We start from the raw sequence: 19400 nt of genomic DNA, 5'->3' as shown, positions 1-19400 counted from the left end.
GGACGGGTGCGCCGCGTCAGCCTGAAACCCATGACACACACCCCGTCCTCAGCCCCCGCACCGGCCCTTCCCTCGCCGGTCCCGCGGCCGAGCCGGCCGGCCGGCGTCCCCCTCACGCCTTCAGCCGGCCGGCTCATCGGTCTGGACATCGCCCGCGGCCTGGCGGTCTTCGGCATGTACGCCGCCCATGTGGGCCCCGAGCCGGCCGTGGGCGGGCCGGTGGGTTTCCTCGCCGAGCTGGCCCGCGGCCGGTCGTCCGCCCTGTTCGCGCTGCTCGCCGGGTTCTCCCTCGTCCTCATCACCGGCCGCCCGCACCCGCACACCGGCCGGGCCGGACGGCAGGCGGTGGGCCGGATCGTGCTGCGCGCGCTGATCCTGATCGCCGCGGGCTACGCGCTCACCGCCCTGGACACCGACGTCGAGGTCATCCTCGCGTTCTACGGGCTGATCTTCCTGCTCGTCCTGCCGCTGCACCGGCTGCGCGCCCGTACCCTGGCGCTGCTCGCCGCGGCGGGCGCCCTGATCCTGCCCGGACTGCTGTACGTGATCCAGCAGGCGATCCAAGGCGGCGACTGGGCCGACACGATCATCGCGGCGGATCCGCTGGCGCGCGTCAGCGGCACCGACGGCTTGCTCGAACTTCTGTTCACCGGCTCGTATCCGGCGCTCACCTGGATGCCGTTCATGATCGCGGGCATGGCGGTCGCCCGCCTCGATCTCACCCAGGCCCGGACCCGTACCCGGATCGCCCTGACCGGCGGCGGGCTGGCCGTGCTCGGCTACGGCGGTTCCTGGCTGGCCCTGCACCTCGTGCCGGGAGCCTTCTCCACGATCGCCGCGGCCACGGACGGCGGCGGGGCGTCGTCGGCCTGGTGGTCGGACATCGTCGGCTATCCCAGCGACGAGACCCCGGCCGTGTGGCTGCTGGTGGGCGCGCCCCACAGCCAGACCACGTTCTCCGTCCTGGGCAACACCGGTGTCGCCCTGCTCGTGGTGGCGGCCTGTGTCACCGTCGCCGCCCGGATGCCGCGTCTGACCCGGCTGGCCCGGCCGGTCGCCGCCGTCGGCATGATCGCGTTGACCGCGTACGTGGCGCACATCCTCGCCATCCACGTGGTCGGCATGGAGGAGAAGCCGGGCCCCGCCCTGGTCGCGCTGTCCGCCTTCGTCACGGCGGCCATGCTGCTGGCGACCGTCTGGACGCGGTATTTCCGGCGCGGTCCGCTGGAGTACGTGCTGTACCGCACCACCCGCATCACGCGTCACATCAGGTAACAGCCTTCACAGTCGGCCGGGTTCGGACGGGCCGGGGGCCTGACCGGTTTACGGCGGCCAAGGTGACGGCATCGAAGATCACTCGTTTGACCGTACTGACAGATCTTTCTCATCCCCCGAAAGAGCTAAGCGATCATGTTTGTGCGCTGGCACACCCCCTCGGACGGCGACCTGCGTGTGCTCGATGTGCGGCGCGCGGAAGCCGCGCTCATGGAGCACTACCCGCGGTTGGTCCGACTGGTCTACGTAACCCTCCCCCGCTCGCCGGGCCGCCACCGGCGGGTCCTCGCCGCCCACGGCCTCGTACAGCGGGCGCTGCCCCACCGCGGGCCCGCCATACCGGGCCGGCGGCGCGCGGGCGACGCCCGGGACACGGCTCCGGACGAGTACGGGACGCTGCGGACGTCCGTACTGCGGGCGGCCCTGGCCCAGGACGCCCGGCCCGGTCCGCTCCCCCGGCGGTGGGCGGGGCGCCCCGCGCTTCCGGCGGTGTGGGGGCTGCGGGTCTTCCCCCAGGCGGGCGGCGCCGAGGAACTGCTGCTGGACCGCGCCCTCGCGCAGGCCCGCTGGCCGGTGCGGGCGGCCGTCGCACTGCTCGTCCTGGAGAAGCTCTCCGCCGACGAGGCGGCTGCCGTCCTGCGGGACACCGGCGTGGCCGAGCCCGCGGAAGCCCTCCTGGCCGCCCGGCGGCTGATCGACGAGAGCGGCCCGCACCCCTCGGGAACCGACGGCGGCACGGGTGCGGCGGACGCGTCCACCGAGCCTCGGCCGATGTCCGCGGCCGGCGGCTCCGGGACACCCGTGTCCGCGCTGCTCGCCCCGGAGTTCGACCCCTGTCTGCTGCACGCACGGCCGACCGATCTGCTCCGCCGCAGACACCGGGTGCGCACGGCGGTGACCGGCGCTCTGCTGGCCGCGTGCGTCGGAGCCGTCTCCCTCTCCCTCGCGGGCGACAGCGGTGTCCCCACCGAGAGCGGACGTCAGCGCACGGCGTCGAAGGCGACGGACGTCGCGCTGCTGCGCCACACGCCCGCCGACGTCTGGGCGGACACCTCCCGGGTCGACTTCACGGCCTGGCCCGCCCGCGGCGCACGGACCGGCGACCGGGCGCTGCTGGAGCGCGCCCTGCGGGCCTGGTCGGACCCGTCCTGGCGGGGACTGCGGTCGCAGGAGGCGGGAGCGGCGTCCACCGGTACGGGCCGGGCGCCGCATCTGCTGTTCGCCGACGACGTCGACGGACGCGCGGTCGTCGTCCTGCACGACGACCTGACCACCGTGCGCTACAGCGAACCGCTGGACGGCGACGGCCCGCCCGAGCTGGTGTCCGCCCTCACCGACGGCGCCGGCGTGACGACCGCCGCCGCGGTCGTCGTCTCCCGTACTCCCACGTCCGTACGGATGCTGCTGGCGCCGTGGATCGCCGAGGCGGGGACCCGCGATCTGCTGGCACCCGACACGCCGGCCCGGGACGTGTCCCGGTCCCGTACCGGCCTCACCGAGCCCCTGCCGGTGCCGTCGGCCGACGGCGGTTGCCGTACCTGGCCCGTCGTGCAGCTGCGGTCCTCGACCCGCATCGTCGAGAAGCACGCGTTCCTGCTCACCGACCTCGGCGGTGTCTCGCCCGTCCATCTGACCTACATGCCGCCGCCGGAGCCGGGGGAGCGTCCGCGCCCGCCCCGGGAGGCCACCGGCCCGGACGCGCTGCGGGGCTGGGCACGCACCGCCTGCCGGCTGGACGGACTGCGCGGCCAGGGGGTGCGCGCGGTGAACCACTGGGTCTTCGCCCAGCAGGATCTGCCCGAGAGCGCCGGACGGGCCACCTGGGTCTGTGCCCGCGCCGACACCTGGCGCGGCCCCGGTCGCGTGGAGTACCTGTTCCTCGGCCCGGGGACCGGACCCGCCCGCTCCGCAGGTGTCCGCGCGAACACCGCCGAGTGCAGCCGGTTCGGCCAGAACGTGCTGGCCGACGTCGGCTGGCGGGCCCCTTCCGGATCCTCGTACCTGCTGGCCGCCGGGAGCAGGTCCGTCGGCCGCATCGAGGCGTCGGGGCCGCTGCGCGCCAAGGCCGACGGACGCTTCCTCGCCGTCCGTGCTCCCCGCAACAGCGACGCGAAGGTCGTCGGACGACTTCCCGAGAGCGACGCGGTCCGGGCTCCCTGACCGAACGGACGCCCGGTCAGCGCTCGTTGCTCAGTTCGCTGTTGAGGGCGTGGAGGAAGTCGGCGATCGTCTCCAGCTGTTCGGGGGTGAACTTCTGGCGCGCGGCCTCCGTGCTGCGCGCCAGCGGGCTGAAGTACTCACGGGCGAGCGCACGGGCGCCCGCGTTGTAGGTGAGGTGGACCACCCTTCGGTCGGTGCTCTCGCGCGTGCGGCTGATGTGGCCCGCGCGTTCGAGCCGGTCCAGGCAGGCCGTGACGGCTCCTGAGGTGAGGTCGAGGCGCTCCCGCAGACGCGAGGGCGTCATCGGCTCACCGTCGGTCGCCGAGGCGTCCAGGATGGCGGCCAGCGCGTGGACGTCCGTGGCATGCAGTTCGTTGGCCTGGGCAAACGAGTGGGCGATCCGGTTGAACTCGCTGTTCAGCGCGCGCAGCAGGACGGCGTAGGCCTGGAGATCGCTGGCGGGGCCTTCATGGCTGTCCGAACTGTTGGGCTGCATGGGACAAGGATAATATCTCTCAATGGTTGAGATACTTCCTCTTTGAGATATCTTTGCCCTCGGCCGTATCCCGGCCCTTGTCCTGCGCCACGCCTGTTGGGAAAACTGTTGAGAAAGTCAATGAACACCGTGCGCCGACCCGCCCGATGGCTGGTCCCCCTTGTTCTCGTCGTCGTCTGGCTCGGCCTCGGCGGAGCGTTCGGCTCCTACGCGGGCAAGCTCGGGGACGTGTCCACGAACGACCAGGCCGCCTTCCTGCCACAGAACGCCGAGTCCACCAAGGTCATCGAGCGGCAGAAGGCCTTCGCCGAGCGGGAGACCCTGCCCGCCGTCCTCGTCTGGACCGCCGACGGCGGCGGCGAGGTCTCCACGGCCCAACAGGACTCCGCGACCCGCGTCCTGGAATCGCTCACCGATGTGGAGGGCGTCGAGAGCAGGCCCTCACCGGCCCTGCGCTCGCAGGACGGGGCGGCCCTGCAGGGCGTGGTCCCGCTGCGCCCGGATCTCGGGGAACGGCTCGGCGAGGTGCTGGACGAGCTGGAGCGGGCCGCGGGTGACGTCTCCGGGACACGCGTCCAGATCGCCGGGCCCGCGGCCACCCAGGGGGACCTCGGCGAGGCCTTCGCGGGCATCGACGGAATCCTGCTGGGGGTGGCCCTGGCAGCCGTTCTGCTCATCCTGCTGCTGGTCTACCGCAGCGTTCTGCTGCCCTTCATGATCATCATCAGCGCCGTCTTCGCCCTCGGCATCGCCTGCGCCATCGTCTATGTGCTGGCCGACCACGACATCGTGCGCGTGGACGGCCAGGTGCAGGGCATCCTCTCGATCCTCGTGATCGGCGCCGCGACCGACTACGCCCTCCTGCTGACGGCGCGTTTCCGAGAGGAACTCGCGCGCAGCGACGACCGGTTCCACGCCGCGTGGAAGGCGCTGCGCGACTCCTTCGGCGCGATCACCGCCAGCGCCGCGACCGTCGCCCTGGGGCTGCTCGCCCTGCTGCTCAGCGATCTGACCAACAACCGTGCGCTGGGTCCCGTCGGGGCGATCGGCATCGTGTGCGCCGTACTGACGACCCTGACGTTCCTGCCCGCGGTGCTCGCCCTCATGGGCAAGGTGGCCTTCTGGCCCGCCAAGCCCCGCTCGGCCGACGCGGAGACGGGCGGACACGGGATCTGGCGGCGCGTCGCCCACTGGGTCGACACGCGACCCCGGCGGCTGTGGATGGCCTCCGCCGCGCTGCTCGTGGCGGGTGCCGCGTTCTTCCCCGCGCTGCAGTCGAAGGGAGTGCCCCTGGACGAGCTGTTCGTCAACGACGCACCGTCCGTCGCGGCGCAGGAGACCCTGGGCAGGCACTTCCCCGGCGGCTCCGGCCAGCCGGTCGTGATCATCGCGAACGAGGACCGGCGTACGGAGGTCACGCGCGCCGCCGCCTCCACGAAGGGGGTCGCCCAGGCACAGGCGGTGACCTCGTCGGGTCGGCCGGGCGGGAAGCCGCTGGTCGTGGACGGCCGGGTACGCATCGACGCCGTCCTGGACGCCGCGCCCGACAGCGACGCGGCGAAGAACACGGTGCAGAAGCTGCGCGACCGGCTGCACACGGCCGACGCCGACGCCCTGGTCGGCGGCTACACCGCGCAGCAGTACGACACCCAGCGCACCGCGGAGCACGACCGGACGCTGATCATCCCTGTCGTCCTGGCGATCATCCTGTTGATCCTCGTCGTCCTGCTGCGCTGCCTCCTGCTGCCGGTGATCCTGGTGGCCACCGTGGCGTTGAACTACCTCGCCACGCTCGGGATCGCGGGCCTGGTGTTCCGGCACGGCTTCGGCTTCTCCGGTACGGACGCCTCGGTACCGCTGTACGGGTTCGTGTTCCTCGTCGCGCTCGGCGTCGACTACAACATCTTCCTCATGTCGCGCGTGCGGGAGGAGACACTGCAACTGGGCACGCGGCAGGGCATGTTGCGCGGACTGATCGCCACCGGCGGTGTGATCACCTCCGCGGGGGTGGTGCTGGCCGCGACCTTCGCCGCCCTGATCGTCATCCCGCTCGCGTTCCTCGCGCAGATCGCCTTCATCGTCGCCTTCGGCGTGCTGCTCGACACGATCGTGGTGCGCTCGCTGCTGGTCCCGGCCCTGGTACGGGACATCGGCCCGGCCGTCTGGTGGCCCGGCCGCCTCGCACGCCGACCGTAACCGGCGGAGACGGCGGCTGCCGGGGGCGCGGCCGTCCGCGGCTCGGCAGTCCGGAGCAATGAAGAAGGCAAGGAGTCGTGTGCTCCTTGCCTTCTTCAAGCTATAGCGCACCGGGGGGCTTGCCGCAAGACCCCGGTCGTGACGCAGAATCACCGGCCGAAGCCGAAAACCACGGGACCGGCTTCGGAGTTTCTACGTCGTTGAGTTGGGGTTCTGATGACTGACGTGATCGTTGTGGGCGCGGGACCGACCGGCCTGATGCTGGCCGGCGAGTTGCGGCTGCACGGTGTGCACGTGGTGGTGCTGGAGAAGCTGACCGAGCCGACCGCGGAGACCCGGGGCCGCGGCCTGCACACGCGCAGCGTCGAGATGATGGATCAGCGCGGGCTGCTGGACCGCTTCCTCGCGGTCAGCGAGAAGTTCCAGGTGGGCGGCTTCTTCGGCGGCATCATGAAGCCGTGGCCGGACCGGCTGGACACGGCCCACCCGTACGGCCTGTCCACTCTGCAGCCGGTCACCGAGCGGCTGCTCGAAGAGCGGGCCCTGGAACTCGGCGCCGAGATCCGGCGCGGCCGTGAAGTGGCCGGGCTGAGCCAGGACGAGGACGGGGTGACCGTCGGGCTGACGGACGGTACACGCCTTCGTTCGCGCTATCTCGTGGGGTGCGACGGCGGGCGCAGTGTGGTGCGCAAGCTGCTCGGCGTCGGCTTCCCCGGCGAGCCCGCCACGGTCGAGACGCTGCTGGGCGACATGGAACTGACCGCGGACGCGGCGACGGTCGACGCCGTCGTCGCGGAGGTCCGCAAGACCCAGCTTCGGTTCGGCACCATCCCCAACGGCGACGGAACGCATCGCGTCATCGTGCCCGCCGACGGGGTGGCCGAGGAGCGGGCGACCGCGCCGACCCTCGACGAGTTCAAGCAGCGGCTGCGGGACGTCGCGGGCACCGACTTCGGTGTGCACTCGCCGCGCTGGCTGTCCCGGTTCGGTGACGCCACCCGGCAGGCCGAGCGCTACCGCGTCGGGCGGGTGCTGCTGGCGGGCGACGCGGCGCACATCCACCCGCCGACCGGCGGGCAGGGGCTCAACCTCGGTGTGCAGGACGCCTTCAACCTCGGCTGGAAGCTGGCCGCCGCGGTCGACGGCTGGGCACCGGACGGGCTCCTGGACAGCTACCACGACGAACGGCACCCGGTGGGCGCCCGCGTGCTCGACAACACCCGTGCGCAGATCACGCTGTTGGGGACGGACGCGGGTGCGGTCGCGCTGCGGGAGCTGTTCTCGAAGCTGATGGACTTCGAGGAGGTGAACCGGTACGTGACCGAGATGATCACCGCGGTCGGGGTGCGCTACGACTTCGGCGAGGGCCACGACCTGCTCGGCCGCCGTATGCGGGACATCGAGCTGAAGCACGGCCGCCTCTACTCGCTGATGCACGAAGGACGTGGTCTGCTGCTCGACCGGACCGGGGGCCTCTCGGTTTCGGGCTGGACGGACCGGATCGACCACGTGATCGACCCCGGCGCCGATGTCGGCGGGCAACTGGACGTATCCGCGGTCCTGTTGCGCCCGGACGGCCATGTGGCGTGGGCAGGCGACGACCAGCGGGACCTGCTCGCTCACCTGCCGAAGTGGTTCGGGAACGCGGCCGGTTGAGCGTCCGCGCCGAGTCCCGCAGAGGCCGGGGGTGTGGGCCCGGTGAGGCCGGTGGGCTGCTCGGCTGCCTCGTGTGCGCCGGCGCTGACGAGTCCCGTCTCGTAGGCGACGATGACGGCCTGGACCCGGTCGCGGAGCCGGAGTTTGGCGAGGATGCGGGCGACGTGCGTCTTGACGGTCGTCTCGGCCAGATGGAGGCGGGCGGCGAGTTCGGCGTTGCTGAGGCCTTGGGCCAGCAGGCCCAGGACCTCCAGTTCGCGTGGGGTGAGCGGGGCGAGGTCGCGGTGGAGGGCGGCGGCGTCGCTGCCGCGTCGGGTGAACCTCCGCACCAGGCGGCGGGTGATGGCGGGCGCCAGGAGGGCGTCGCCGGTACGGACCGTGCGGATGGCCGCGGTCAGCTGCTCGGGGGTGACGTCCTTGAGGAGAAAGCCGCTGGCCCCCGCGGACAGCGCCGCGTAGACGTACTGGTCGAGGTCGAAGGTGGTCAGGATGATGACGCGCGGCGCGCCGGGAGCGCCGGGAGCGCCGGGAGCGCCGGGAGCGCCGGTGAGGATACGGCGGGTGGCCTCCAAGCCGTCCATCTCGGGCATCCGGACGTCCATCAGCACCACGTCGGGACGCGTACGACGGACCGCTTCGACCGCCTCGGTCCCGTTGACCGCCTCGGCGACGACGTCGATGCCGTCGGCACCGAGGATCAGCCGGAATCCCGTACGGACCAGGGTCTGGTCGTCGGCGAGGACCACCCGCAGCGGCTCGGTCACGGTGTCCACGGTGTCTCCAAGGGGACTGTCTCCAGGGGTATATGGGCCTCCACACGGTAGCCGCCGGTCAGGCGCCGACCGGTTTTCAGGGTTCCGTCGTGGACGGCGAGGCGCTCACGCAGACCGATCAGCCCCCGGCCGCTTCCGGCTGCCGCGCCCGTGCCCGGCCGTCCACCGGTGTCGGTGACTTCCACCCGGAGCCGCTCCGGCCCGTATTCGACGGTCACTGCGGCGGTGGCGCCGGACGCGTGCTTCACGGTGTTGGTCAGGGCTTCCTGGACCACGCGGTAGGCGGCGAGTTCGAGGCCGGGCGGGAGGGGGCGGGGCGGTCCCGTCACGGTCAGGGCGACGGGCAGTCCGGTGTCCCGGACCCGTCCGACGAGCTGGTCCAGCTGGTCCAGGCCGGGTTGCGGGGCCAGCTCCATCACCGCTGTACCGGCCGGGTCCGCTGTACCGGCCGGGTGCGTACCGTCGCCCGTCACCTTGGTCCGGCCCCCGCCCGCGTCCTCGTCCTCGCCTGCGCCTTCGGCGGCCATGGTGAGCAGTCCCATGACATGGCGGAGTTCGGTCATGGCGGCCCGTCCGCCCGCCTCGACGGCGAGCAGCGCCTCACCCGCCTGTTCGGGCGAGGTCTTCATGATCTTGCGGGCGGCGCCCGCCTGGATGATCATCACGCTGACGTTGTGCGTGACGACGTCGTGGAGCTCGCGGGCGATCCTGGCCCGCTCGTGCTCGACGGCCCGGCGCAGTGCCCGGGTCTGTTCGCGTTCCAGGGCGGAGAGTCTCGTGCGGCCTTCGTCGGTCCGGAGTTTCCAGGTCCGCAGCCCGACCGCCGCCACGGCCATGGGGACCAGGATCAGCAGCGCGATGTACTCGTTGGGGACGATCGGTGTCACCGAGTTGCCCGAGGTGCCGACCAGGACGACCGACACCGGCAGTGCCACCAGGGTCGCCACCCGGTACGGGCTGTACACGGCGGCGCTGTAGACGGCGATGACGTACGCGTAGAAGGTCAGCCGCAGAACGCTCTGCGGTGTCGCCAGGGTCGCGGCCGTCACGACGTACAGCACGGCGAGCGGATAGCGGCGGCGCAGCGCCAGGGCACCCGAGGCGACGGCCGCGAGGGTCACCATGAAGGCCATGCCCGCGGGGCCGGACGGACGCGGAACAACACGTTCCACGCCGGGCGCGATCTCACGGATCACGACGTTGTCGGCGTTGTCGATGCCGTAGTAGACGGTGGTGATGCCGAGCACGAGGGCCGTCAGCACATCGAACTGCCAGGCGCCACGGGTGGGCCGCAGCCGTGGACCGCTCGGCAGCCCGGCGTCGCGGACCGCCCGGCGGGCGGCTTCCCACAGCCGCGTCGGCGTCGTACGTATGTCCGTCACCGGTTCTGCGTCCGTCACCGGTTCATTGTCGCCGTCGCGCGGGCCGGCGGAGTCCGTCCTGATGGTCGTTCTCACCGCGCGGGATACATCGCCCGCCTACATCGCAGGGATGACGTTCCGGGGAGTCGTCCCGGCGCGGTACCGCAATGGGTTCGGGCGGGCGATGTGTACGGGCCGGTCGCGCTCCTAGCGTTCACGAAGTCGACTCCCCCAGCGCAAGGAGCATTTCGTGACCATGCCGGTGATCGAACTGCGGGAGGTGAGCCGCCGCTACGACGACGGCCCGCCCGCTCTGCACGAGGTGTCACTGACCGTGCGACCCGGCGAGGCCGTCGCGATCCTCGGCCCTTCCGGCAGTGGGAAGTCCACGCTGCTCAATCTGATCGCGGGCCTGGACCGGCCCGACACGGGGACCGTCACCGTGGACGGGGTGCGAGTGGATCGGCTGGGCGAGGCCGGATCGGCGCTCTACCGGCGGTCGAAGGTCGGCATGGTCTTCCAGTTCTTCAACCTGCTCGACGATCTGACCGTCGCCGACAATGTCGCCCTGCCCGCGCGCCTCGCGGGCAGGGCACACGGCGAGGCGGACCGCCGGGCGGCGGAACTCCTGGAACTACTGGGCATCGACCGGCACGCCCGCGCCCATCCGGGGCGGTTGTCCGGCGGCGAACGTCAACGCGTCGCGGTGGCGCGGGCGTTGATGAACCGGCCGGCGCTGCTCCTGGCCGACGAGCCGACCGGCGCGCTGGACACGGCAGCCGGACAGGACGTCAGCAGGCTGCTCCGCGAGGTCAATGCCGAGGGCCAGACCCTCGTCGTGGTCACGCATGACCTCGCCCTGGCCCGGTCCTGCACGAACCGCACGGTGCGGATCGCCGACGGCCGGATCGTCGAAGCCGTCCGGGAGGACGTCCGGTCGGATGCCGTCGCGCCGGATGCTGTCGCGTCGACTGCCGTCGCATCGGATGCCGCCGCCTCGCAGAGCGCCACCTCGCAGGGTGCCATCTCGCGGGGTGCCATCTCGCGGGCCGACGCTTCGGAGAGCGCCGCTTCGCAGGCCGTCGCTTCGGAGGTCGGTCGATGAGTGCCCTCGGCAAGGTGGTGCGCTCGGGCGTGCGGCGCCGCCGTGTGCAGACGCTGGTGATCGGGCTCGCCACAATGATGGCGGTCGCCGTCTCCGTCCTCGGCGGATCGCTGCTCGTGGTGTCCGGCGCACCCTTCGACGACGCCTTCGCCAAGCAGCACGGCGCACATCTGTCCGTGCGGTTCGACGCGGGCAGGGTGAGTGCCGGGCAGTTGTCGAAGTCCAAGGGCGCCGAAGCAGTGAGCAGCGCGGCAGGCCCGTTCCGTACGACAACGGTCACCCCGCGGTCGGACGGAGCCGGCCCCGGCGGGCCGTTGACCGTGGCAGGCCGGGGCGATCCCGGCCGGGACGTGGACGAGGTGACGCTGCTCGACGGGCGGTGGCCCGCCCGTTCCGGGGAGATCGCGCTGTCCGCCGACTCCCCGCTCTTCCCGACCCTGGGCATGAAGATCACCTTCCCCGACCTGCCCGGCGGTACGGAACTGACGGTGGTCGGCGTCGCCCGCTCGGTCACACGGAGCGCCGACGCCTGGGTGGTCCCGTCCCAGCTGCCGGCGCTCACGGCACCCGGCAGCGGCGGTTACCAGATGCTCTACCGCTTCACCGACGCGGACACCGCCGCGCAGATCACCGCGGGCGGCAGGGCCGTGACCCGATCCCTGCCGTCCGGAGCGAGCCTCGGCAAGCAGTCCTGGCTCGCCGTCAAGGAGTCCGCCGAGCGCGAGACCGCCGTCTACGTGCCGTTCCTCATGGCGTTCGGAGCCCTGGGGCTGGTCATGTCGGTGCTGATCGTCGGCAACATCGTCGCGTCGGCCGTCGGCACGGCAACGCGCCGCATCGGCATCCTCAAGGCCGTGGGTTTCACTCCGGCCCAGGTCGTGCGGGCGTACGTGGGTCAGGCGCTGATCCCGGCCGTCGGCGGTACGGGCCTCGGTGTCGTCGTCGGCCATCTGCTCGCCGTCCCCGTCATGGCCGAGACCGGGGAGGTGTACGGCACCTCGTCCCTGGCCGTCGCCCCCTGGGTCGACGTCACGGTGATCGCCGGGGTGCTCGGCCTGGTGGCGGCGACCGCGTGGGCGAGTGCGTGGCGTGCCGGCCGGCTGCGTACGGTCGACGCGCTCGCGACGGGCCGTACGACTTCGGCGGGACGCGGCCGGTGGGCGGTCCGCGTCGCCGGACGGCTGCCGTTGCCGCGGCCGGTCGCCCTGGGCCTGGCCCGGCCCTTCGCACGACCCGTCCGCGCGCTGGCCATGGGCACGGCGATCCTGTTCGGCACCGTCGCCGTCACGTTCACCGTGGGGATGGGCGCCTCGCTCGGCCAGGTGATGAAGGCGAAGGCGCACGACGTCGCCGATGTGGTCGTGCCCGCGCCCATGCCGGACATCGGCCCTCAGGGACCCCAGGGCCCGCCAGGTGCGCAGGATCCGCAAGGCTCCCGAGACCCTCGGGACTCCGGCGCCGGGAAGCAGCCCGAGGCCAAGGCCGATCCCGCCGCGGTCGCCACCGCCGTCGAGGCCGCCGCCGGAACCGGGAAGTACTACAGCGCGGCGACGGTACGGGCGGCCGTTTCCGGGCTGACCGGCACCGTCGACGTGATCGCCTTCACCGGAGACGCTTCCTGGGGCGGCTACACGATGGTCTCGGGCCGTTGGTTCAACAGGTCCGAAACCGACGGCCGCGGTAGCGACGGGCGCGGTACCGGCAAGCCCGGTGAGGCCGTGGTACCGACCCCCTTACTGGCCGCCACCGGCACCCGTATCGGCGACACCGTCACCCTGGACGGGCTGGCCGAGCCGGTCACGGTCCGGATCGTCGGTGAGGTTCTCGACCCCCGCAACGACGGCATGCAGGTCTTCACCGACGTGTCGACACTCGCGGGCGCCCATCCCGACCTGACGGAGACGAGCCATCACATCGCGGTCGCGTCGGGTACGGAGGTGACCGGCTACGTCGATGCGCTGAACAAGGACCTGGCGCCACTCGGCGTCACCGCTCGGGCGGGCGGGCTCGGCGCCGGCGGCGACATGGTCGTCACGCTCAACGCGCTGTCCGCGATCCTCACGCTGATGCTGGTCGCCGTCGCCGCGCTCGGCGTGCTCAACGGCGTCCTGCTCGACACCCGCGAGCGCGTCCGGGAGATCGGGGTCCACAAGGCGCTCGGTATGACGCCCCGGCAGACCGTCGCGATGGTCCTCACGTCGGTCGTCCTGACCGGACTGGTCGCGGGCGCCCTGGGCGTGCCGCTCGGCGTGGCCCTGCACGGCTGGGTCCTCCCCGCGATGGGCGACAGCGTGGGGCTCCGCCTCCCCGGTTCCGTCATCGCCGTCTACCACGGGACCGAACTGATCCCCCTCGTACTGGGCGGCCTGCTCATCGCAGCCCTGGGCGCGCTGCTGCCGGCCGGCTGGGCCGCCAGGGCGCGAACGGCCACGGCCCTGCGCACCGAATAGGCGTGAGGCGCGTTGCGAGGAGAGGCCCTCACAACCGCCGGACGCGCAGTACGCCGGCCAGCATGGGGAGCGTGAATCGCCGACCCGGGCGATCTCGGGTCCCGCGACAGCCATGTCGAACCAGTGCATGGCGTTGCCCGTCGGCACGGCATCGACGGATACGGCGGGCAGCGGGATCGCCTCGGCACTTCCGGCAGGGCACGGGCTCCCGGCAGCGCGCGGCGCAGCTCGGTCAGCCGGGGCATCCTGTGGGGGGACGCTCCGCCATCCCGCGTCACCGCTTCGGTGGCGTCCACCTGACGGCGTACGGAGGAACCCCTGCGAGCCGGGCGCGGCCGTGGACCGAGCCGTACCGGGCAGGTCCTCGGACCACGGGGACCGCCTGCGGTCTGCGAGGATGCTGCATATGGATGTGCGACATAGGAACCATGTGACGGTGTCGGGGCGGCCCGGCGGGCCTGTGCTGATGCTGGCGCACGGGTTCGGGTGCGACCAGAACATGTGGCGTCTGGTGGCCCCGGCGCTGGAGCGCGACTTCACCGTCGTGCTCTTCGATCACGTGGGCGCGGGGAACTCCGATCTGTCGGCATGGAGCCCGGAGCGGTACTCGACGCTCGACGGGTACGTGGAGGACGTGCTGGAGCTGTGCCGGGAGCTCGCGCTCGGTCCCGTGACGTTCGTGGGGCATTCCGTGAGCGCGATGATGGGTGTGGTGGCCGCCGGCCGGGAGCCCGAGGCGTTCGCCGGGCTCGTGCTGCTGGCGCCCTCGCCGCGGTTCGTCGACGACCCCGCGACCGGTTACCGGGGCGGGTTCGACGCCGAGGACATCGATGAGCTCCTGGGATCGCTGGACGCGAACTATCTGGGCTGGTCGGGCGCCATGGCCCCGGTGATCATGGGTAATCCGGAGCGACCGGAACTGGGCGAGGAGCTGACCAACAGTTTCTGCCGCACCGATCCGGACATCGCCCGGGTCTTCGCCCGGGTGACGTTCCTGTCCGACCACCGCGAGGATCTCGCCCTGGTCGGGGTGCCCACGTTGGTGGCCCAGTGCGCCAGTGACGCGATCGCTCCGCGGGAGGTGGGCGAGTTCGTGCGGGCCCGGATTCCGGGAAGCCGCCTGGTGACGCTCGACGCCACCGGACACTGCCCGCAGCTCGCCGCTCCGGAGGAGACCACGGCGGCGATCACCTCGTTCGTCGAAGCACTCGCCTGATGGGCACGTCCGGCGACAAGGAGGACGGGGTGGCCGAGGCGGGCGGGGTGGGTGAGGCAGGCAGAGTGGGTCAGCGGGGCGCGACGGCGGGCGGCTGGGGCAAGGGCGACTTCGACTCCTCCGACGATCGGGCGCAGTTCTCCGCGCTGTTGGAGGACAGCGTCGAGGATCTGTACGAGCACGCGCCCTGCGGTTATCTGTCCACCCTGCTGGACGGCAGGATAGCGAAAATCAACACCACACTGCTGGACTGGCTGGGCTACGAGCGGGACGACCTGCTGGGCCGCAGACACTTCTCCGACCTGCTGACCGTCGGCGGGCGGCTCTACCACGAGACCCACTTCGCCCCGCTGCTGAGAATGCAGGGCCAGGTCAGCGGCATCGCCCTGGAACTCAAGGCCGCCGACGGCTCCCGTCTGCCGGTCCTGGTCACCTCGACCGTGCGGACGGGCAGGGACGGGCAGCCGCTGCTGATCCGTACCACCCTCTTCGACGCGCGCGACCGCCGCGCCTACGAGACCGAGCTGCTGCGCGCCCGCAAGGAGGCCGAGCGGGAACGCGAACGGCTCCAGCGCCTGGCCGCCACCCTGCAGAAGACGCTCCTGCCGCCGGCCCTGGCCAACGTGCCCGGCCTGGACGTGTCCGCGTACTACCACATCGCCTCCGTCGACGAGGTCGGCGGCGACTTCTACGACCTGTTCCCGCTGGCCGAGGGCACCTGGGGACTGTTCCTGGGCGATGTGTGCGGCAAGGGCGCCGCCGCCGCGGCCGTCACCTCGCTGACCCGCTACACCCTGCGGGCCGCGGCCGTGTACAACCCCGACCCGGTCGCCGTCCTCAGGAACCTGAACACGGTCCTCAACCACGAGTACAACGGCGCCGACCCCCGCTTCTGCACGGTCATCTTCGGTCTGCTGACCCCGGACCCGGACCGGGGCGGTTTCCACATCACCCTGGCCAGTGGCGGTCATCCGCCCGCCCTGCTGATGCGCGCCGACGGCACCACCGACCATCTGCCCACGCCGGGCGGACAGCTCATCGGCGTCCTGGCCGACGCCCACATCGGCACCACCGCCGTCCGGCTGGCCCCCGGCGACACCCTGCTGCTGCACACCGACGGACTCACCGAGGCCCACGTCAACGCCGTCGACGGCGAGGACCGCTACGGCGACGACGCCCTTCTCGATTTCGCGCGCACGCTGGCGCCCACCACCGCCTCCGACACCGTGGACGCGATCCGCGACCTGCTCGACACCTTCGGCAGCGGCGTGGACGACGACACCGCCGTCCTGGCCATCCACGTGCCCGGCCTCCCCGTGCCCCGACCTCCCAGTGAAGAGCTGCCGTGACCCAGCACCTGACCCTCCGCACCCGTACCGCTCCCGCCGGAGCGGTCATCGAGCTGGCCGGGGACCTGGACCACCACAGCGCCCCCGAGGTACGCGCGGCACTGCCGGGGCTCGACCTGCGTCCGGGCCAGCAGCTCGTCCTCGACCTCGGCGGTGTCACCTTCTGCGACTCCAGCGGTATCACCGTGCTCATCGCCGCCCGCAATCACGCCCTGACGGCCGGCGCGGGCATCGCCCTGGCCGCCGTCCCCGATGCCGTCAGCCGGATCTTCCGTATCGTCGGCCTGGACCAGGTCTTTCCCGTCCACCCGACCGTCCTGGCCGCCGAAGCCGCCTGGCGGCCCACCGCGAGCTGACACGCTGACACCAGGTGCCAGGTGCCGGGTGCCGAGTCCCGGGATCACTCCTGGATGGAGGCCATGCCCATCGGCGCGTACCGGTCTCCCGCCGCGGCTCCGACCGGTATCGCGGCGCTCAGCGCGGCGAGGGTCGCGGGGTCGAGCCGGACGGCCGCGGCGGCGACGTTCTCTTCGAGCCAGGTGCGCCGCTTCGTGCCGGGGACGGCTGTGACTCCCTCCTGGGCGAGGACCCAGGCCAGGGCGAGTCGGCCGGCCGTCACGCCGAGTTCGTCCGCCGTCGCGACGATCCGGTCGAGGAGCGACAGGTTCTGTGCCAGGTTCGTGTCGGCGAAACGCGGTGAGGTGCGGCGGAAGTCATGGGCCGGCAGGTCCCGCACCGATCGCACGGCCCCGGTGAGGAAACCGCGGCCGAGCGGCGCGTACGCGACGAACCCGATGCCCAGCTCACGGACCGTGTCGAGCACGCCGTTGACCTCGACGCCGCGGCTGAACAACGAGTACTCGGTCTGCACCGCCGACAGAGGGGCGGTCGCGTGTGCCGCGCGGATGCTCGCCGGGGACGCCTCGCTGATACCGAGGTACCGCAGCTTGCCCTCCGTCACCAGATCGGCGAGCGCGCCGAAGGTCTCCTCGACGGGGACAGCGGGGTCGACCCGGTGCAGGTAGTACAGGTCGATGTGGTCCGTGCCCAGCCGGCGCAGCGAGCCCTCCACGCACGCCCGCAGATAGGCGGGACTGCCGTTGGGGCCGCCGACGAACCGTCCGTTCTCGTCGAGCGTGACACCGCCGCCCTTCGTCGCCACGACCACTCCGTCGCGGCGGCCCTTCAGTGCCCGTCCCAGAAGTTCCTCGCCGCTGAAGGGCCCGTACATGTCCGCGGTGTCGAACATGGTGACGTCCAGTTCGACCGCGCGGTGGACCGTCCTGATGGCCTCCGTCTCGTCCGGGGTGCCGTACATCGCGGTCATGCCCATGGTTCCCAGGCCCTCGACGGAGGAGACCAGGCCGTGCGCGCCGATCTTGTGAGTCCGCAACGTCATGTCCTCGCCCTGGTCGGTTGCTTCCGAGTAACTGTTCCGGTGGCTCATCGGGTGCCCGCCCCGACGAGGTCGGCGGTCGCGTTCCAGAGCCGGCCGGCCATGGCCGGGTCGAGGCCCGCCCTGCCCGGTCGGCGGAGGGACGGGGAGCCCTTGAAACCGCCGGGGCCGTCCGGCCCGACGTAGGCGTTGCCGGGTACGTCCTCGGTCGCGGCGTAGAGCACCGACAGGACCCCGCGTTCCGGGTCGTTGGTGAGGAACGTGAACCGGTTGACGACGTTCGACCTGGAACCGGCCGCCAGCGAGGTACGGGCGATGCCGGGGCTGGCGAGCACCGAGCGCACGGGGCTGCCGGTGGCCGTCAGCCGGCGCTGCAGCTCCAGCGAGAAGAGCACGACGGCGAGCTTCGACGCCTGGTAGGCCCGCATGCCGTTGTGCTTGCGCGTCCGCCAGTCGAGGTCGGCCAGGTCGATCCTCCCCTGCTTGTGCAGCTCGCTGGTGACGTGCACCACGCGGTCGGTGAGGTGCGGGAGCAGCAGCGTGGTCAGCAGGAAGGGGCCGGTGTAGTTGGTGGTGGTCTGCAGATCGAGGCCGTCGGCGGTGCGCACGGCGGGGATGTCCATCACTCCGGCGTTGTTGATCAGGATGTCGATGTCACCGGTCCAGGCGTCGGCGAAGGCCCGTACCGAGGTCAGGTCCGACACGTCGAGCGGCCGGATGTCGAAGGTGCCGGGCAGGTCGGCGACCGCTTGGCGGCCTTTCTCGGTGTCGCGTACTCCCAGTACGACGCGGGCGCCGGCCCGGGCGAGTTCGCGTGCCGTGATCAGGCCGAGGCCGCGGCCCGCGCCGGTGATGACGACCGTGCGGCCGGTCAGGTCGGGGATGTCGTCGGCTGTCCAGCTGTTCGTGTGCATGATTCGTGGCTCCGTGATCCGGGGGCGTGCTGCGGTGAGGGCGTGCCGCGTCCCCTGTGATGCGTGGCGAACGGTGATCTCGACATCAGTGAACTCGCCGTGCCAGGACGGTGGAAGGACACGCTCAACCACTGAATGGGAGGTCGTGGATAAGCCCTGCCGGATGTCCAAGGATGGAGACCATGGACCACACGTTCGACCGATCGTCCCTGGGCGCCTTCCTGCGCACCCGACGCACGGCACTGCAACCCGAGGATGTCGGCTTGCGTCGCGGGCAGCGCCGGCGTGCTCCGGGGCTGCGCCGCGAGGAGGTCGCGGAGCTGTGCACCATGTCCGCCGACTACTTCGCGCGGCTGGAACGCGGCGACGGGCCGCAGCCGTCGGAGCAGATGGCCGCGGCCATCGCGCGCGGCCTGCGGCTGACCCCGGACGAACGCAATCACCTGTTCCTGCTCGCCGGCTACCGCACCGCCCGCCGCGACGCGCGCCTTCACCATGTGAGCCCCGGGCTGATGCGGGTCATGGACGGCCTGGCGGCCACGACCGCGCAGGTCATGGGCCCACTCGGCGAGACCCTGCTGCAGACGCCGTCCGCGGTGGCGCTGCTCGGCCACCAGACCCAGTACACCGGCAACGACCGCAGCGCCACGTACCGGTGGTTCACCGATCCGGTCGCCCGTGAGCGGTACCACCCCGACGAGTACGGCAAGAACAGCCGGACCAATGTGGCGCTGCTGCGGGCGGCCGTCACCCGGGACGGGCCCGGTTCCACCGCGGCGGATCTGGCGGACGTCCTCCTGCGCACCAGCGAGGAGTTCGCCCGGCTGTGGGAGCGCCACGAGGTGGGCCTGCGGTGGAGCGAGACCAAGCGGTTCGTGCATCCCCAGGTCGGGGAGCTGGACCTCTACTGCCAGCTCCTGCTGGAGCCCGACCAGGGCCAGTCGCTGCTCATCTTCACCGCCACACCGGGCACGGAGAGCCATGAGAAGCTCGCCCTGCTCACCGTGCTGGGCACCGACCGGTTCGCCGCCGGCCCCACCGAGTGATGGCACC

Annotated in this window: 15 protein-coding genes; 10 read left to right on the top strand and 5 right to left on the bottom strand. The window is 71.9% G+C overall.

What is annotated here, in order from left to right:
- Nucleotides 1-30 precede the first annotated feature (30 nt).
- Together ACFVH5_RS01780 and ACFVH5_RS01775 are read left to right on the top strand one after the other, a co-directional pair.
- The gene (locus ACFVH5_RS01780) at nucleotides 31-1275 is read left to right on the top strand and encodes a DUF418 domain-containing protein (RefSeq protein WP_385831218.1); all 1245 of its coding nucleotides are present in this window, start codon (nucleotides 31-33) and stop codon (nucleotides 1273-1275) included.
- 135 nt (nucleotides 1276-1410) lie between these two features.
- Complete coding sequence (locus ACFVH5_RS01775) at nucleotides 1411-3435, top strand: hypothetical protein (RefSeq protein WP_385831217.1); 2025 nt, start codon at nucleotides 1411-1413, stop codon at nucleotides 3433-3435.
- A gap of 16 nt (nucleotides 3436-3451) precedes the next feature.
- Here the strand turns inward: ACFVH5_RS01775 and ACFVH5_RS01770 are convergent, their stop codons facing one another.
- Nucleotides 3452-3931, bottom strand: a complete 480-nt coding sequence (locus tag ACFVH5_RS01770) for a MarR family winged helix-turn-helix transcriptional regulator (RefSeq protein WP_384804293.1) — start codon at nucleotides 3929-3931, stop codon at nucleotides 3452-3454.
- 120 nt (nucleotides 3932-4051) lie between these two features.
- On the opposite strand from ACFVH5_RS01770, the gene ACFVH5_RS01765 reads away from it, so the two are divergent.
- Complete coding sequence (locus tag ACFVH5_RS01765; RefSeq protein ID WP_385831214.1) at nucleotides 4052-6127, top strand: MMPL family transporter; 2076 nt, start codon at nucleotides 4052-4054, stop codon at nucleotides 6125-6127.
- Nucleotides 6128-6343: 216 nt separating this feature from the next.
- Nucleotides 6344-7783, top strand: a complete 1440-nt coding sequence (gene rox, locus ACFVH5_RS01760) for a rifampin monooxygenase (RefSeq protein WP_385831212.1) — start codon at nucleotides 6344-6346, stop codon at nucleotides 7781-7783.
- Here the strand turns inward: rox and ACFVH5_RS01755 are convergent.
- Together ACFVH5_RS01755 and ACFVH5_RS01750 are read right to left on the bottom strand one after the other, a co-directional pair.
- A complete protein-coding gene (locus ACFVH5_RS01755) occupies nucleotides 7747-8547 on the bottom strand; it encodes a response regulator (protein WP_385831297.1) in 801 nt (266 codons plus the stop codon). The two genes, rox and ACFVH5_RS01755, sit on opposite strands and share 37 nt — an antisense overlap.
- A complete protein-coding gene (locus tag ACFVH5_RS01750; protein WP_385831210.1) occupies nucleotides 8544-9956 on the bottom strand; it encodes a sensor histidine kinase in 1413 nt (470 codons plus the stop codon). Before ACFVH5_RS01750 ends, ACFVH5_RS01755 begins: the two co-directional genes overlap by 4 nt.
- A 211-nt stretch (nucleotides 9957-10167) precedes the next feature.
- Between ACFVH5_RS01750 and ACFVH5_RS01745 the strand changes: the two genes are divergently transcribed.
- The 5 genes from ACFVH5_RS01745 to ACFVH5_RS01725 all read left to right on the top strand — a co-directional run bounded on the left by ACFVH5_RS01745 (nucleotide 10168) and on the right by ACFVH5_RS01725 (nucleotide 16393).
- Complete coding sequence (locus ACFVH5_RS01745) at nucleotides 10168-11022, top strand: ABC transporter ATP-binding protein (protein WP_385831208.1); 855 nt, start codon at nucleotides 10168-10170, stop codon at nucleotides 11020-11022.
- Nucleotides 11019-13472: an FtsX-like permease family protein gene (locus tag ACFVH5_RS01740; RefSeq protein ID WP_385831206.1), complete on the top strand. Its 2454-nt coding sequence runs from the start codon at nucleotides 11019-11021 to the stop codon at nucleotides 13470-13472. The genes ACFVH5_RS01745 and ACFVH5_RS01740 overlap by 4 nt, the downstream gene beginning before the upstream one ends.
- A 406-nt stretch (nucleotides 13473-13878) precedes the next feature.
- Nucleotides 13879-14688 carry an alpha/beta fold hydrolase gene (locus tag ACFVH5_RS01735; RefSeq protein WP_385831205.1) on the top strand — a complete coding sequence of 270 codons (810 nt, stop codon included), beginning with the start codon at nucleotides 13879-13881 and terminating at the stop codon, nucleotides 14686-14688.
- Nucleotides 14688-16037 carry a SpoIIE family protein phosphatase gene (locus tag ACFVH5_RS01730; protein WP_385831203.1) on the top strand — a complete coding sequence of 450 codons (1350 nt, stop codon included), beginning with the start codon at nucleotides 14688-14690 and terminating at the stop codon, nucleotides 16035-16037. Before ACFVH5_RS01735 ends, ACFVH5_RS01730 begins: the two co-directional genes overlap by 1 nt.
- Nucleotides 16034-16393, top strand: coding sequence for an STAS domain-containing protein (locus ACFVH5_RS01725; RefSeq protein ID WP_384804311.1), 360 nt, complete (start codon nucleotides 16034-16036; stop codon nucleotides 16391-16393). The genes ACFVH5_RS01730 and ACFVH5_RS01725 overlap by 4 nt, the downstream gene beginning before the upstream one ends.
- 44 nt (nucleotides 16394-16437) lie before the next feature.
- Here the strand turns inward: ACFVH5_RS01725 and ACFVH5_RS01720 are convergent, their stop codons facing one another.
- Nucleotides 16438-17436, bottom strand: a complete 999-nt coding sequence (locus ACFVH5_RS01720) for an aldo/keto reductase (RefSeq protein ID WP_385831201.1) — start codon at nucleotides 17434-17436, stop codon at nucleotides 16438-16440.
- Between the two features lie 44 nt (nucleotides 17437-17480).
- Complete coding sequence (locus tag ACFVH5_RS01715) at nucleotides 17481-18347, bottom strand: SDR family NAD(P)-dependent oxidoreductase (RefSeq protein ID WP_385831198.1); 867 nt, start codon at nucleotides 18345-18347, stop codon at nucleotides 17481-17483.
- A 173-nt stretch (nucleotides 18348-18520) separates the two neighbouring features.
- Here ACFVH5_RS01715 and ACFVH5_RS01710 point away from each other — a divergent pair, with 173 nt between their 5' ends.
- Entirely contained in the window at nucleotides 18521-19393 is an 873-nt protein-coding gene (locus ACFVH5_RS01710; protein WP_385831197.1) for a helix-turn-helix transcriptional regulator, read from the top strand.
- Nucleotides 19394-19400: the final 7 nt, after the last annotated feature.

It is taken from the genome of Streptomyces sp. NPDC127119, assembly GCF_042677425.1.
Taxonomy (GTDB): domain Bacteria; phylum Actinomycetota; class Actinomycetes; order Streptomycetales; family Streptomycetaceae; genus Streptomyces.
Note: the sequence above shows the minus strand (reverse complement) of the source record. Positions and strands in the feature narration are given on the sequence as shown.

Coding starts and splice junctions, on each gene's coding strand:
- ACFVH5_RS01740 (WP_385831206.1), top strand. CDS start 11,019: ATGAGTGCCCTCGGCAAGGTGGTGCGCTCGGGCGTGCGGCGCCGCCGT.
- ACFVH5_RS01780 (WP_385831218.1), top strand. CDS start 31: ATGACACACACCCCGTCCTCAGCCCCCGCACCGGCCCTTCCCTCGCCG.
- ACFVH5_RS01730 (WP_385831203.1), top strand. CDS start 14,688: ATGGGCACGTCCGGCGACAAGGAGGACGGGGTGGCCGAGGCGGGCGGG.
- ACFVH5_RS01715 (WP_385831198.1), bottom strand. CDS start 18,347: ATGCACACGAACAGCTGGACAGCCGACGACATCCCCGACCTGACCGGC.
- ACFVH5_RS01710 (WP_385831197.1), top strand. CDS start 18,521: ATGGAGACCATGGACCACACGTTCGACCGATCGTCCCTGGGCGCCTTC.
- ACFVH5_RS01770 (WP_384804293.1), bottom strand. CDS start 3,931: ATGCAGCCCAACAGTTCGGACAGCCATGAAGGCCCCGCCAGCGATCTC.
- ACFVH5_RS01720 (WP_385831201.1), bottom strand. CDS start 17,436: ATGACGTTGCGGACTCACAAGATCGGCGCGCACGGCCTGGTCTCCTCC.
- ACFVH5_RS01735 (WP_385831205.1), top strand. CDS start 13,879: ATGGATGTGCGACATAGGAACCATGTGACGGTGTCGGGGCGGCCCGGC.
- ACFVH5_RS01775 (WP_385831217.1), top strand. CDS start 1,411: ATGTTTGTGCGCTGGCACACCCCCTCGGACGGCGACCTGCGTGTGCTC.
- rox (WP_385831212.1), top strand. CDS start 6,344: ATGACTGACGTGATCGTTGTGGGCGCGGGACCGACCGGCCTGATGCTG.
- ACFVH5_RS01765 (WP_385831214.1), top strand. CDS start 4,052: ATGAACACCGTGCGCCGACCCGCCCGATGGCTGGTCCCCCTTGTTCTC.